General features: G+C 59.5%; 12 protein-coding genes and 2 pseudogenes. 11 read left to right on the top strand and 3 right to left on the bottom strand.

Translation table 11 applies throughout. From position 1 onward, the window contains the following. The first annotated feature begins 10 nt into the window (after positions 1–10). Entirely contained in the window at positions 11–640 is a 630-nt protein-coding gene (locus tag DBR00_RS15645; protein ID WP_108488870.1) for a LysE family translocator, read from the top strand. A gap of 62 nt (positions 641–702) precedes the next feature. Here the strand turns inward: DBR00_RS15645 and smpB are convergent, their stop codons facing one another. Then, entirely contained in the window at positions 703–1,185 is a 483-nt protein-coding gene (smpB, locus tag DBR00_RS15640; protein ID WP_108488869.1) for an SsrA-binding protein SmpB, read from the bottom strand. 152 nt (positions 1,186–1,337) lie between these two features. Here smpB and DBR00_RS15635 point away from each other — a divergent pair. From DBR00_RS15635 to DBR00_RS15625, 3 genes and pseudogenes are all read left to right on the top strand, one after another. Then, positions 1,338–1,920: pseudogene (locus DBR00_RS15635) on the top strand (sodium-dependent transporter); the annotation flags it as partial. Positions 1,921–2,011: 91 nt separating this feature from the next. Further along, entirely contained in the window at positions 2,012–2,446 is a 435-nt protein-coding gene (locus tag DBR00_RS15630; protein WP_108488868.1) for a type II toxin-antitoxin system RatA family toxin, read from the top strand. Next, positions 2,439–2,759: an RnfH family protein gene (locus DBR00_RS15625; RefSeq protein WP_108488867.1), complete on the top strand. Its 321-nt coding sequence runs from the start codon at positions 2,439–2,441 to the stop codon at positions 2,757–2,759. The genes DBR00_RS15630 and DBR00_RS15625 overlap by 8 nt, the downstream gene beginning before the upstream one ends. 66 nt (positions 2,760–2,825) lie before the next feature. Here DBR00_RS15625 and DBR00_RS15620 read toward each other — a convergent pair whose 3' ends face one another. Next, positions 2,826–3,344 carry an outer membrane protein assembly factor BamE gene (locus DBR00_RS15620; RefSeq protein WP_108488866.1) on the bottom strand — a complete coding sequence of 173 codons (519 nt, stop codon included), beginning with the start codon at positions 3,342–3,344 and terminating at the stop codon, positions 2,826–2,828. 97 nt (positions 3,345–3,441) lie between these two features. On the opposite strand from DBR00_RS15620, the gene fur reads away from it, so the two are divergent. Next, complete coding sequence (fur, locus tag DBR00_RS15615) at positions 3,442–3,846, top strand: ferric iron uptake transcriptional regulator (protein ID WP_108488865.1); 405 nt, start codon at positions 3,442–3,444, stop codon at positions 3,844–3,846. Positions 3,847–3,904: 58 nt separating this feature from the next. On the opposite strand, the gene recN is transcribed toward fur, so the two are convergent. Further along, the gene (gene recN / locus DBR00_RS15610) at positions 3,905–5,578 is read right to left on the bottom strand and encodes a DNA repair protein RecN (protein ID WP_108488864.1); all 1,674 of its coding nucleotides are present in this window, start codon (positions 5,576–5,578) and stop codon (positions 3,905–3,907) included. A gap of 152 nt (positions 5,579–5,730) precedes the next feature. On the opposite strand from recN, the pseudogene grpE reads away from it, so the two are divergent. From grpE to carB, 6 genes and pseudogenes are all read left to right on the top strand, one after another. Beyond that, a pseudogene (gene grpE, locus DBR00_RS15605) lies at positions 5,731–6,303 on the top strand (nucleotide exchange factor GrpE); the annotation flags it as partial. Between the two features lie 99 nt (positions 6,304–6,402). Continuing rightward, positions 6,403–8,319 carry a molecular chaperone DnaK gene (gene dnaK, locus DBR00_RS15600; protein ID WP_108488862.1) on the top strand — a complete coding sequence of 639 codons (1,917 nt, stop codon included), beginning with the start codon at positions 6,403–6,405 and terminating at the stop codon, positions 8,317–8,319. A 122-nt stretch (positions 8,320–8,441) separates the two neighbouring features. After that, positions 8,442–9,578, top strand: a complete 1,137-nt coding sequence (dnaJ, locus tag DBR00_RS15595; protein ID WP_108488861.1) for a molecular chaperone DnaJ — start codon at positions 8,442–8,444, stop codon at positions 9,576–9,578. Between the two features lie 75 nt (positions 9,579–9,653). Then, complete coding sequence (dapB, locus tag DBR00_RS15590) at positions 9,654–10,457, top strand: 4-hydroxy-tetrahydrodipicolinate reductase (RefSeq protein WP_108488860.1); 804 nt, start codon at positions 9,654–9,656, stop codon at positions 10,455–10,457. A gap of 209 nt (positions 10,458–10,666) precedes the next feature. Next, the gene (gene carA / locus DBR00_RS15585; RefSeq protein ID WP_108488859.1) at positions 10,667–11,815 is read left to right on the top strand and encodes a glutamine-hydrolyzing carbamoyl-phosphate synthase small subunit; all 1,149 of its coding nucleotides are present in this window, start codon (positions 10,667–10,669) and stop codon (positions 11,813–11,815) included. A 36-nt stretch (positions 11,816–11,851) separates the two neighbouring features. Further along, on the top strand, positions 11,852–14,409 hold a 2,558-nt coding region (carB, locus tag DBR00_RS15580), incomplete at its 3' end, for a carbamoyl-phosphate synthase large subunit (protein WP_256583047.1).

Here is a 14,409-nt window from a genome sequence, read left to right as displayed (position 1 = left end):
GAGCCGCCCCATGTACTGGACCGAGTTTTTAGCTGTGGCCCTGATCCACCTGCTGGCCGTGGCCAGCCCTGGCCCTGATTTCGCGATTGTGGTGCGTGAGAGTGTGGCGCACGGGCGGCGCGCCGGCATCTTCAGTGCGCTTGGTGTGGGCTGCGGGATTTTCATCCATGTGGCCTATTCGCTGTTGGGTATCGGCTTGATCGTGTCGCAGTCGATTGTGTTGTTTAACGCCCTGAAGTGGCTGGCGGCGGCTTATCTGCTGTACATCGGCATTCGCGCATTGCGGGCCAAACCGGCAAGCCCGAGCGATGCCGAGTTGAGCCTGGATGAAGGCGAGCGCTCGCCGCGTGCCGCCTTTGTTGCGGGTTTTGTGACCAATGGGCTGAACCCCAAGGCCACGCTGTTCTTCCTGTCGCTGTTTACCGTCGTGATCAATCCGCACACGCCGCTGCCGGTGCAGGCGGGTTATGGGGTTTATCTGGCGGTGGCTACGGCGCTGTGGTTTTGCATGGTGGCTCAGTTGTTCAGTCACCAGCGGGTGCGTGCCGGGTTTGCGCGGCTGGGCCACTGGTTTGATCGCATGATGGGGGCGGTGCTGGTAGGGCTAGGGGTGAAGCTGGCTTTCAGCGAGCTGCGCTAGCCCCGGTGCTGTCACGAAAACGCCCCGCATGTGCGGGGCGTTTTTGCGAGTGCAGGGTCGATTTACTCGTCTTTGCCTTTGCTGCGCATGGCGCGCTGTACTTCGCGGTCAGCGTCGCGCTCTTTCTCGGTATTGCGCTTGTCAAAGTCCTTCTTGCCCTTGGCCAGGGCAATTTCGCACTTGATCAGGTGCGCCTTCCAGTACAGCGACATGGCCACACAGGTATAGCCTTTTTGCTGCACGGCACCAAACAGCTTGTCCAGTTCGCGCTTGTTCAGCAGCAGCTTGCGGGTGCGGGTGGGGTCCGCAATCACGTGGGTGCTGGCGGTTTTCAGGGGGGTAATGTGGCAACCCATCAGCCAGGCCTCGTCGTCCTTGAGCAGCACGTAGCTGTCGACCAGTTGAGCCTTGCCGGCGCGCAGACTCTTCACTTCCCAGCCGGACAGGACCAAGCCAGCCTCGAACCTGGATTCGACGAAGTAGTCGTGCATCGCCTTCTTGTTTTGCGCGATGGTGCCTTGCGGATGTTTCTTTTGTTTAGCCATAGGGCGCGCATTATAGGGAGTCACTGGCGCGTGCGCTATGTGCGTGACACAGCAAAAGTGCTTGCGCGCCACTTGGCGTCGGCTGTGCTTGAGCCGCCCTGGTGAATCCCCGACAATGCGCGATCTTTTCCAGTTGAGCGGACTAGCAGAATATGGCGAACGACAAGGTCTCGATTCTCGGCGCCAGGGCCAGCCTTTGGGTGTTTATTCTGGCGGCAACCGGTTCGGCAGTAGGCCTGGGTACTATCTGGAAGTTCCCCTATATGACCGGCATGTACGGTGGGGGGCTTCGTCATGATGTACCTGGTGTGCATCTTTATGGTTGATTTGCCGATCCTGCTGGCCGAAACCCTGATTGGTCGCCGTGGCCGGCAGAGCCCGGTGAACACCCTGAAGTCCCTTGCCATCGAATCGTGGGCCTCACCGAAGGGGTCTTGGGTCGCGCTGATGGGCATGATCGCTGCGCTGCTGATCCTGTCTTTTTACAGCGTGGTGGCCGGCTGGTCGCTTGATTACACCCTCAACATGGGGCGCGGGCAGTTTATCAGCATCAGTGCGGACGCTGTCGGCGCGGCGTTTGGTGCGCTGACGGCTGACCTGTGGCGGCTGACGCAGTGGCACATGCTGTTCATGCTGCTGACCGGTTTTGTCATTGTTCGTGGCGTGGTGGTCGGTCTTGAGCGCGGCCTGCGCATCATGATGCCGCTGCTGTTCAGCCTGGTGTACTGGTTGATCCGTGTGGTCGCGCCTATCGGTATGTTGATCGTATTCGTCGCAGAGTTGAGCAAATGATCGCCTGCCCCCTGTTAATTAACGTGGTTGCGTTATGAGTACTCATATTCAGCGTTCGGCGCTGCTGCCTTATCCGGCTCAGGCTTTGTTTGATCTGGTCAACGATGTGGCGAGCTACCCGCAGTTCCTGCCCTGGTGTTCGTCCAGCGAGGTGTTGGATGTCAGCGAAACTCACATGCGCGCCAGTCTGGCGGTGGCTAAGGGTGGCTTGAGCCAGCGCTTCGTCACGGCCAATACCCTGGTGCCTGGTGAGTCGATCAAGCTGAGCCTGGTTGAAGGGCCGTTTACCCAGTTGTATGGCCAGTGGGAGTTCAAGGCGCTGGGTGACAAAGCCTGCAAGATCAGTCTGGACCTGACGTTCGATTACGCTGGGCCGTTGGTGCGGGCGACGCTGGGTCCCTTGTTTAATCAGGCCACCAATACGCTGGTGGATGCCTTCTGCCAGAGGGCCAAGCAACTCTATGGATAAGCCAAACATCGTGGTCGAGGTGGTTTATGCCCTGGCCAACAAGCAGAAACTGCTGCGCCTGAGCCTGCCTCACGGCACCACGGTTCGCCAGGCAGCCCTGCAGTCCGGTATGCAAGCGCATTTCCCTGGGCTGGACCTGCAGAACAGCCCGCTCGGGATCTTCGGTAAGGCCGTCAGCAAGCCCGATGAGCGGATTCTGGAAGACGGTGAACGGGTGGAGATCTATCGGTCGCTGATCGCTGATCCGAAAGAGGTGCGCAAGCAGCGCGCGGCCAAGGCGGCGCAGGCCAGGGCTGAAGACGGTGGAAGCTGAGTAGTGAACAGGTTGCCCTGAAACGAAAAAGCCCGGATATGTCCGGGCTTTTTGTATGAGCAAATATTACTGCGGTGTGCTTTCCAGGGGCTCGGGGACGGGTACTGGAACAACTTTCACGTCGTCCACTTCGCGTTGAATCTGCTCAAGCAGTGAGCCGGGCGCCGGTTTTTCTTCGGCGGCTGGCTGTTGGGTGGTTTGCGGGGTTGTCACGCCGCTGTCTTCACCGAGAATGGCCTGGTCACGGCTGACGCCCGGCATGAAATCACCGGACAGGCCCACCAGTTGGTCGTCAGCATTGAAGTTGACGCTGACGCGCTCCTGCAGGCGTTGGCCGCCGCCGGGCTGGATGCTGTAGAGGTAGTCCCAGCGATTGGCGTGGAAGGTGTCAGTCAGCAGCGGGTTGCCCATGATAAACCGCACTTGTTTGCGGGTCATTCCTGGTCGCAACTGGTCTATCATGTCCTGCGTGACGACATTGCCCTGTTGAATGTCGATTTTATAAACCCCGGGGAATGAACAACCGGCGAGTGCGAGTAGCCCCGTAAGGGTGAGGCTGGTCAGCAGGAGCTTGGTTTTTTGCATCGGAGGGTGACTTCCACTATCTTGGCTGGGCAACATAAACCCGGATCATACCCGCAATAAGGGAAGCTGCGAAGCCGCTTCCGCGAGAAAGCAGACCATGGTTGAAAATAGCGAACTACGCAAGGCTGGCCTGAAAGTGACCCTGCCACGGGTCAAGATTCTGCAAATGCTCGACTCTGCCGGTCAGCGCCATATGAGTGCAGAAGACGTTTACAAATCTTTGATGGAGGCGGGCGACGATGTTGGCCTGGCCACTGTTTACCGTGTACTGACTCAGTTCGAAGCCGCAGGCCTGGTGGTGCGCCACAACTTTGATGGCGGTCATGCGGTATTTGAACTGGCTGATAGCGGGCACCACGACCATATGGTGTGCGTCGACTCGGGTGAGGTGATCGAGTTCTTTGATCCTGAGATCGAGAAGCGTCAGAAAGAGATCGTCAAAGAGCACGGTTTCGAGCTGGTCGATCACAACCTTGTGCTGTACGTGCGCAAGAAAAGCTGATTGCTGCTGGTATGAGAAAGGCGACCCTAGGGTCGCCTTTTTGCATTGCGCGGTTCGATCAGGCCTGGGCGCTGCCGACCATCTGTCGCGCGTGGGCCAGGGATTCTTCGGTGAGATCGACGCCGCCGAGCATGCGCGCGATTTCCTCGACCCGCTGCGCAGGGCTCAGTTTGCTCACTGCTGTGCGGGTGGCATCGCTTTCACGCACTTTGTGCACGAACAGGTGCTGATGCCCTTGTGCCGCGACTTGCGGCAGGTGGGTGACGGTCAGTACCTGCCCGCGTTCGCCGAGGCGGCGCAATAGCTGACCGACCACTTCGGCGGTGGGGCCGCCAATGCCGACGTCGACTTCATCGAATACCAGGGTGGGCACCCGCGAGGTTTGCGCGGTGATTACCTGAATCGCTAGGCTGATGCGCGACAGCTCGCCGCCCGAGGCGACCTTGGCCAGGGCTTTCAGCGGTTGTCCAGGGTTGGCGCTGACCAGAAACTCGAGTTGCTCCAGGCCGTTAGGCTGTGGCTCGCTGTTGGTGTGGGTCGTTAGCTTGATGGTGAAGCGCCCGCCGGGCATGCCGAGGGTTTGCATTTCCTGCTCGACCGCGCTGTCCAGTTGACTAGCGGCCTTGTTGCGCAGGGTGCTGAGTTCCGCTGCTTTTTCCTGGTAATGCCGTTCGAAGGCGGCCAGTTCGTCGCTCAGGCGTTCGGCGGCCTGGTCGTCGGCATTGAGGCTTTCCAGCTCCTCGAACAGTTGCTGCTGCATGGCGCCTAGTTCGCTGGGCTGGATACGGTGCTTGCGCGCCAGCGTGTAGATCGCGTCCAGGCGCTCTTCCATCTGGCGCAGGCGTTCAGGGTCGGCGTCGAAATGATCAAGGAAACGGTTCAGTTCGCCGACGGCTTCTTCTACCTGGATTTGTGCGCTGGCCAGCAGGTTGGTGGCTTCGCTCAATGCGCCGGGTTGGCCCTGGAAGGCGCTGAGGCGATTCAGGCTGCCGGTCAGGGCGGACAGCACGTTGCCGGCATCATTATCGCTGCATTGTTCGATTACCAGACGGCAGGCGCTGAGCAGGCTTTCGGCGTTGGTCAGGTTCTTGTGTTCCTGTTCCAGCTGTTCAAGTTCGTCTTCGCCGAGGGCCAGGTTGTCGAGTTCTTCCAGTTGATAGCTGAGCAATTGGTGGCGCGCGCGCTGTTCGTCGCCGATGCTGGAAACCCGCTCCAGTTCATTCTTGGTCTGCTTCCAGCGTTGTGCCGCGAGTTGCACTTGGCGCGCCAGTTCCTGGCTGCCGGCGTATTCGTCGAGCAGGCGACGGTGGGTGTCGGCCTTGAGCAGCGACTGGTGTTCATGCTGGCTGTGGATGTCGATCAGCAGTTCGCCCAGGGCCTTGAGGTCGCCTTGCGGACAGGGGGCGCCGTTAATGTAGCCGCGTGAGCGGCCTTCGGCGGTGATTACACGGCGCAGGATGCATGGGCCGTCATTGTCCAGATCGCGTTCGGTCAGCCAGGCACGGGCTTCAGGGATATCGGTCAGGTCAAAGCTGGCGAGGATGTCCGCTTTGTCCGCACCAGGACGCACCACGCCGCTATCGGCGCGATCACCCAGGGTCAGGCCGAGGGCGTCGAGCATGATCGATTTACCAGCGCCGGTTTCACCGCTGATCACGCTCATGCCAGCGTCCAGCTCTAGATCAAGGTGTTCAACGATGGCGTAGTTGTGTACGGACAGGTGCACCAGCATGGCGAGGGTCTCCCAAGTTCATGTCTGGTTATTTATACAGTGTTTTTTGATGGGCTGACAATCCGTCTGCGGTCCTTGAAACCACAATTTTTGGCCCCATATAACGCTCAGGCACGCGAGTTGAGGCTCGCGTCGAATTTCATGAGGAGAAACGCATGGCTGACGAACAGACCCTGGATACGCAGAACCCCGACGTACAAACAGCTGCCGACGCGGCTGCGGGTGATGATCTGGTTGCCCGCGTGCAAGCGCTGGAAGAGCAACTGGCCGCTGCGCAGGATCAGTCGCTGCGCATGGCTGCCGACTTGCAGAATGTGCGCCGCCGCGCTGAGCAGGATGTCGAGAAAGCGCATAAGTTCGCCTTGGAGAAATTCGCCAACGACCTGCTGCCGGTGGTGGACAGTCTGGAGCGCGGCCTTGAGTTGTCGAGCCCGAACGATGAGGCGATCAAGTCGGTTCGTGAAGGCATGGAGCTGACGCTTAAGCTGTTCCACGACACCCTCAAGCGTTTCCAACTGGAGGCGCTCGACCCGCATGGTGCGCCGTTCAACCCTGAGCACCATCAGGCCATGGCACTGCAGGAAAGCACCCATGTCGAGCCTAACAGCGTGCTCAAGGTGTTCCAGAAGGGCTATCTGCTTAACGGTCGCCTGCTGCGCCCCGCGATGGTGGTGGTCAGCAAGGCACCGGCCGAAGCGCCGCCATCTATTGATGAGCAGGCTTGAAATTCGTCAAGCCGCCCCCATTAAACAGCCAAGCGTTTTAGTGCTACCGCCGCTGACAACGATCAGTTGCGGAATTATCAAAGTTTCGGGAGAGTGAAGATGGGCAAAATTATTGGTATCGACCTGGGGACCACCAACTCCTGCGTCTCTATTCTGGAAAACGGCACCGTCAAGGTTATCGAGAACGCCGAAGGCGCGCGCACCACGCCGTCGATCATCGCTTACGCCAATGATGGCGAAATCCTGGTAGGTCAGTCGGCCAAGCGTCAGGCAGTGACCAACCCGCACAACACCCTGTATGCGGTAAAGCGTCTGATCGGTCGTCGTTTTGAAGAGGATGTCGTGCAGAAAGACATCCAAATGGTGCCTTACAAGATCGCCAAGGCTGACAACGGGGACGCCTGGGTTGAGGTTAACGGCCAGAAAATGGCACCGCCGCAAATCAGCGCCGAAGTGCTGAAGAAAATGAAGAAGACCGCCGAAGACTACCTCGGCGAGTCAGTGACCGAAGCGGTAATCACCGTTCCTGCGTATTTCAACGACAGCCAGCGTCAGGCCACCAAAGACGCCGGCCGTATCGCGGGGCTGGACGTCAAACGCATCATCAACGAGCCGACCGCAGCCGCTCTGGCTTACGGTATGGACAAGGCCAAGGGCGACCACACCGTGATCGTCTATGACCTGGGTGGTGGTACCTTCGACGTGTCGGTGATCGAGATCGCTGAAGTCGATGGCGAGCACCAGTTCGAAGTGCTGGCGACCAACGGTGACACCTTCCTCGGCGGTGAGGACTTTGACATTCGTCTGATCGACTACCTCGTTGACGAGTTCAAGAAAGAAAGCGGCATGAACCTCAAGGGTGACCCGCTGGCCATGCAGCGTCTGAAAGAAGCTGCTGAAAAAGCCAAGATCGAGCTGTCTTCCAGTCAGTCGACTGACGTCAACCTGCCGTACATCACGGCAGACGCGACTGGGCCGAAGCACCTCAATGTGAAAATTTCCCGTGCCAAGCTGGAAGCCCTGGTTGAGGATCTGGTGCAGCGCACCATCGAGCCTTGCCGCATCGCGCTGAAAGATGCTGGCATCGATGTGGGTTCGATCAACGACGTGATTCTGGTCGGTGGTCAGACCCGTATGCCGCTGGTGCAAAAAACCGTGGCTGATTTCTTCGGCAAGGAAGCACGCAAGGACGTTAACCCGGACGAAGCCGTGGCCATGGGTGCGGCCATTCAGGGGGCGGTACTGGCCGGTGACGTCAAGGACGTGCTCCTGCTGGACGTCAGTCCGCTGACCCTGGGTATCGAAACCATGGGCGGCGTGATGACTGCGCTGATCGAGAAGAACACTACGATTCCGACCAAGAAGTCGCAGGTGTTCTCCACTGCTGACGACAACCAGGGTGCGGTGACTATTCACGTGCTGCAAGGTGAGCGTAAGCAGGCCAGCGGTAACAAATCGCTGGGTAAATTCGACCTGGCCGAGATTCCGCCGGCGCCGCGCGGTGTGCCGCAGATCGAAGTGACTTTCGACATCGACGCTAACGGCATCCTGCACGTCAGCGCGAAGGACAAAGCCACTGGCAAGTCGCAGTCCATCGTGATCAAGGCCAACTCCGGTCTGTCCGAGGAAGAAATCCAGCAGATGGTGCGTGATGCTGAAGCCAATGCCGAGGAAGATCGCAAGTTCGAAGAGTTGGCCGGTGCGCGCAACCAGGGCGACCAGTTGGTGCACGCCACCCGCAAGATGATCACTGAAGCGGGTGATAAAGCCACTGCGGAAGAGAAAACAGCCATCGAGGCGGCTGTGTCGGCACTGGAAGCGGCCGTGAAGGGCGACGACAAAGCCGAGATCGAAGCGAAGATGACGGCGCTGTCCGAAGTAACTGCCCCGCTGGCGCAAAAAATGTACGCCGAGCAGCCGCAGCCGGGTGCCCAGGCGGCCGGTGGTGAGCAAGCCAAGGACGCAGCGGACGACGTGGTCGATGCTGAGTTCGAAGAGGTCAAAGACAACAAGTAAGCGCAAGCTTATGCCGCTCTGGCCGGGCGTGGCGCAAGTCACGTCCGGCATGATCCGCCGCGCGGGAGCTTGCTCCCGCGTTGGCGTGTCTGGAGTAGACGATTTGAAGGTGTTGAAGACTTATGGCTAAACGTGACTATTACGAGGTGCTCGGTGTCGAGCGCGGTGCCAGCGAAGCGGAGCTGAAAAAGGCTTACCGCCGCCTGGCCATGAAGTACCACCCGGACCGCAATCCCGACGATAAAGCCTCGGAAGAGAAGTTCAAGGAAGCCAACGAGGCTTACGAAGTGCTCTCCGATGCTGCCAAACGGTCGGCCTATGACCAGTACGGCCATGCCGGTGTTGATCCGCAAATGGGTGGTGGAGCCGGTGGTGCGGGCTTCGGTGGGGCGAATTTCTCCGATATTTTTGGCGATGTGTTCAGCGATTTCTTCGGTGGTGGCGGTGGTCGTGGTGGCCAACGCGGCGGTGCGCAGCGCGGCAGTGACCTGCGTTACACCCTGGAACTGGACCTGGAAGAAGCGGTGCGTGGCACCACGGTGACTATTCGCGTGCCGACGCTGGTCAACTGCAAAACCTGCGATGGTTCGGGTGCGAAGAAGGGTACCAGTCCGGTGACCTGTACCACTTGTGGCGGTATCGGCCAGGTGCGCATGCAACAGGGCTTCTTCTCGGTGCAGCAGACCTGCCCGCGTTGCCACGGTAGCGGCAAGATGATCACCGATCCGTGCGGTTCCTGCCACGGCCATGGTCGTGTGGAAGAGCACAAGACCCTGTCGGTGAAAGTGCCGGCGGGCGTGGATACCGGCGACCGTATCCGGCTCTCCGGCGAAGGTGAGGCGGGTGCCATGGGTGGCCCGGCGGGCGACCTGTACGTGGTGGTGAATGTGCGCGAGCACGCGATCTTCCAGCGTGATGGCAAACACCTGTACTGCGAAGTGCCGATCAGCTTTGCCGATGCGGCGCTGGGTGGCGAGTTGGAAGTGCCGACCCTGGATGGGCGGGTCAAGCTGAAGATTCCAGAAGGCACCCAGACTGGCAAGATGTTCCGCTTGCGTGGCAAGGGCGTGGCGCCGGTGCGTGGTGGCGGTGCGGGTGATCTGATGTGCAAGGTGGCGGTGGAGACTCCGGTCAACCTGGATCGTCGCCAGCGCGAACTGCTCGATGAGTTCCGCAAGACCCTGGAAGGCGACAGCTCGCATTCGCCGAAAGCCAATGGCTGGTTCGAGGGTGTTAAGCGCTTCTTTGGCGACCTGTAAATCCTGTTGATGGGTGGCTGCCTTGACCGCGTTGCGGGGGTAGTCGCCTGTTGCGACAGTTTGGAGCGGATGGTTATGCAACGTATTGCTGTGATGGGCGCCGCCGGGCGCATGGGCAAGACCCTGATCGAGGCTGTGCAGTTGGTCGATGGTGCGCGCCTGAGCGCGGCGATTGATCGCGCCGACAGCAGTCTGGTTGGTGCAGATGTCGGTGAGCTGGTGGCGCAGGGCAAGATAGGCGTCAATCTGGCTGGTGATCTGCATGCCGTGCTGGATCAGTTCGATGTGCTGATCGATTTCACGCACCCTTCGGTCACCCTGAAAAACCTAGAGGTCTGCCGTCAGGCGGGCAAGGCCATGGTCATTGGTACCACCGGTTTCTCTCCAGCGGAGAAACAGCTGCTGGCTGAGGCGGGCAAGCAGATTCCGATCGTGTTCGCTGCCAACTTCAGTGTCGGCGTCAATCTGTGCCTAAAACTGCTCGACACTGCGGCGCGGGTGCTGGGTGATGACGTGGATATCGAAATCATCGAAGCCCATCACCGGCACAAGGTTGATGCGCCGTCCGGCACCGCGCTGCGTATGGGTGAAGTAGTGGCCAATGCGCTGGGGCGTGATCTGCAGAAAGTGGCGGTGTATGGTCGTGAAGGTCAGACCGGCGCGCGTGAGCGTGAAACCATTGGCTTTGCCACTGTGCGTGCTGGCGACGTAGTCGGCGATCACACCGTGCTGTTCGCAGCTGATGGTGAGCGTGTGGAGATTACCCATAAGGCGTCGAGCCGTATGACCTTCGCCAAAGGCGCGGTGCGTGCGGCTCTTTGGCTGCAGGATCGTCAGCCGGGGCTTTACGACATGCAGGATGTGCTCGGTCTGAACTGAGGCCTGCTGTCGCAGGAAGGCCCCTTCGCTGTGTCTTGCCTGCAACTGGCGGTGGACCAAAAAAGGACTTTCCTGTAAGCTTTCTGCTTTAGTGTGTCCACTAAAGTTGCGCAGAATGAATCAGATAAAAAAGCGGGGTGACGGTCGATACGTCATCCCGCTTTTTTACAATCTGCGTTTGCTTCACGTTTTGATTTTCGGAGGTTTTCTTGAGTAAGCCAGCCCTTAAACCTGCCATTCTGGCTCTTGCTGACGGCAGCATTTTTCGCGGCGAGGCCATCGGTGCCGATGGCCAGACTATTGGAGAGGTGGTTTTTAACACCGCCATGACCGGCTATCAGGAAATCCTTACCGATCCTTCCTATGCCCAGCAAATCGTTACCCTGACTTATCCGCACATCGGCAACACCGGCACCACGCCGGAAGATGCCGAGTCAGACCGCGTCTGGGCTGCCGGCCTGATCATCCGCGATCTACCGTTGATCTCCAGTAACTGGCGCAACAAACAACCGCTGGATGAGTACCTCAAGGAAAACGGCACCGTTGCCATTGCCGGCATCGATACCCGTCGCCTGACCCGCATCCTGCGTGAAAAAGGCTCACAGAATGGCTGCATCCTGGTTGGCGACGACGCCACCGAGGAAAAAGCCCTTGAGCTGGCGCGCAGTTTCCCGGGGCTGAAAGGCATGGACCTGGCTAAAGAAGTCAGCTGCACCGACCGTTACGAGTGGCGCTCGAGCACCTGGGAGCTGAAAAGCGACAGCCATCCTGAAGTCGCCGCCAGTGCTCTGCCTTACCACGTGGTTGCTTACGATTACGGGGTCAAGACCAACATCCTGCGCATGCTGGTCGAGCGCGGTTGCCGCCTGACTGTGGTGCCGGCGCAGACGCCGGCTGCCGAGGTGCTGGCGCTGAATCCCGATGGCGTGTTCCTCTCCAATGGCCCAGGCGATCCTGAGCCGTGCGACTACGCCATCCAGGCGATCAAGGACGTGCTGCAGACAGAGATTCCGGTCTTCGGTATTTGCCTCGGTCACCAGTTGCTGGCTCTGGCTTCGGGCGCCAAGACCCTGAAAATGGGCCATGGTCATCACGGTGCCAACCACCCGGTGCAGGACCTGAAAACCGGTGTGGTGATGATCACCAGTCAGAACCACGGTTTTGCCGTGGACGAGCCGAGTCTGCCGGCCAATCTGCGTGCCACCCACAAGTCGCTGTTCGACGGCACCCTGCAGGGTATCGAACGCACCGACAAGGACGCCTTCAGCTTTCAGGGTCACCCTGAAGCCAGCCCTGGCCCGCACGACGTAGCCCCCTTGTTTGACCGATTTATCGAAGCCATGGCCAAGCGCCGTTAAGCCCGCCGACTGACCCAAGGATTCGAGAGAGAGAACATGCCAAAGCGTACAGACATTAAAAGTATCCTGATCCTCGGTGCTGGCCCGATCGTTATCGGCCAGGCCTGCGAGTTTGACTATTCCGGTGCCCAGGCGTGTAAAGCGCTGAAGGAAGAGGGTTACCGCGTCATTCTGGTCAACTCCAATCCTGCCACCATCATGACCGACCCGGCCATGGCGGACGCCACCTACATCGAGCCGATCAAGTGGTCCACTGTGGCCAAGATCATCGAGAAGGAACGCCCTGACGCACTGCTGCCGACCATGGGCGGCCAGACCGCGCTGAACTGCGCCCTGGATCTGGAAAAGCACGGCATCCTGGAAAAGTTCGGCGTCGAGATGATCGGTGCCAACGCCGACACTATCGACAAGGCCGAAGACCGTTCGCGCTTCGACAAGGCGATGAAAGACATCGGTCTGGCGTGCCCGGTTTCCGGAATCGCCCACGACATGGAAGAAGCCTACGGCGTACTCGAGAAAGTCGGCTTTCCGTGCATCATTCGTCCGTCCTTTACCATGGGAGGCACCGGTGGCGGTATCGCCTACAACCGCGAAGAGTTCGAAGAAATCTGCGCCCGCGGTCTGGACCTGTCGCCGACCAATGAGCTGCTGATCGACGAATCCCTGATCGGCTGGAAGGAGTACGAGATGGAGGTGGTCCGCGACAAGAAGGACAACTGCATCATCGTCTGCGCCATCGAAAACTTCGACCCGATGGGCGTGCACACCGGTGACTCGATCACTGTGGCCCCGGCGCAAACCCTGACCGACAAGGAATACCAGATCCTGCGTAACGCCTCATTGGCGGTGCTGCGTGAAATCGGTGTGGAAACCGGCGGCTCCAACGTGCAGTTCGGTATTTGCCCGAACACCGGCCGTATGGTGGTGATCGAGATGAACCCGCGCGTGTCACGTTCCTCGGCGCTGGCCTCCAAGGCCACCGGCTTCCCGATCGCCAAGATCGCCGCCAAGCTGGCCGTGGGCTACACCCTTGATGAGCTGTCCAACGACATCACCGGCGGTCGTACCCCGGCTTCGTTCGAACCGGCCATCGACTACGTCGTGACCAAAATCCCGCGCTTTGCGTTCGAGAAATTCCCCAAAGCCGATGCCCGCCTGACTACCCAGATGAAATCGGTTGGTGAAGTGATGGCCATCGGTCGCACTTTCCAGGAGTCTCTGCAGAAAGCCCTGCGCGGCCTGGAAGTCGGTGTGTCAGGCTTTGATCCCGTGCTGGACCTGAATGACCCAGAAGCTGAAAGTACGCTGCGCCGTGAACTGACCGTGCCCAGCGCTGACCGCATTTGGTACATCGCCGACGCTTTCCGCGCCGGCAAAACAGTTGCTGAAGTCTTTGAACTGACCAATATCGACGAATGGTTTCTGGTGCAGATCGAAGACCTGATCAAAGACGAAGAGCGGATCAAGACCCTGGCGCTGTCCAGTATCGACCGCGACTCGATGTTCAAACTCAAGCGCAAAGGCTTCTCCGACATCCGTTTGGCCAAGCTGCTGGGCGTTACCGAGAAAACCCTGCGCAGCCACCGGCACAAGTTGAAGGTGCTGCCGGTATACAAGCGCGTGGACACTTGTGCGGCCGAATTTGCCACTGACACGGCTTACATGTACTCAACCTACGAGGAAGAGTGCGAAGCCAACCCGTCGACCCGCGACAAGATCATGATCCTCGGTGGCGGGCCGAACCGTATCGGTCAGGGCATTGAATTCGATTACTGCTGCGTACACGCCGCGCTGGCCATGCGTGAAGACGGTTACGAGACCATCATGGTCAACTGCAACCCGGAAACCGTCTCCACTGACTACGACACCTCCGATCGCCTGTATTTTGAGCCGGTGACTCTGGAGGATGTGCTGGAAATCGTCCGCGTCGAGCAGCCGAAAGGCGTGATCGTGCAGTACGGTGGGCAGACCCCGCTGAAGATCTGCCGCGCCCTGGAAGAGGCCGGCGTGCCGATCATCGGTACTTCGCCAGACGCCATCGACCGCGCTGAAGACCGCGAGCGTTTCCAGCAGATGGTTCAGCGCCTCGGCCTGCGTCAACCGGCTAACGCCACTGCGCGTAGCGAAGACGAAGCCCTGGCACACTCCAAGACCATCGGTTATCCGCTGGTGGTGCGTCCGTCCTACGTGCTGGGCGGTCGTGCCATGGAGATCGTCTATCAGGAAGACGAGCTCAAGCGTTACATGCGCGAAGCCGTGAAAGTGTCCAACGACAGCCCGGTATTGCTCGACCACTTTCTTAACTGCGCCATTGAAGTCGACGTGGATGCGGTGTGCGACGGCGAAACCGTGGTGATCGGCGCGATCATGCAGCACATCGAACAAGCCGGTGTGCACTCCGGTGACTCGGCCTGCTCGCTGCCACCGTACTCGCTGCCAATGCACATCCAGAACGAGATCCGTGAGCAGGTCAAGAAAATGGCTCTGGAGCTCGGCGTGGTCGGCTTGATGAACGTGCAGATGGCCGTGCAGGGCGAAGACATCTTCGTCATCGAGGTCAACCCGCGGGCCTCGCGTACCGTGCCGTTCGTCTC

It is taken from the genome of Pseudomonas sp. HMWF032 (genome assembly GCF_003060885.1).
Taxonomy (GTDB): domain Bacteria; phylum Pseudomonadota; class Gammaproteobacteria; order Pseudomonadales; family Pseudomonadaceae; genus Aquipseudomonas.
The sequence above is the reverse complement of the archived record's forward strand: the minus strand, read 5'-3'. Positions and strand labels throughout refer to the sequence as shown.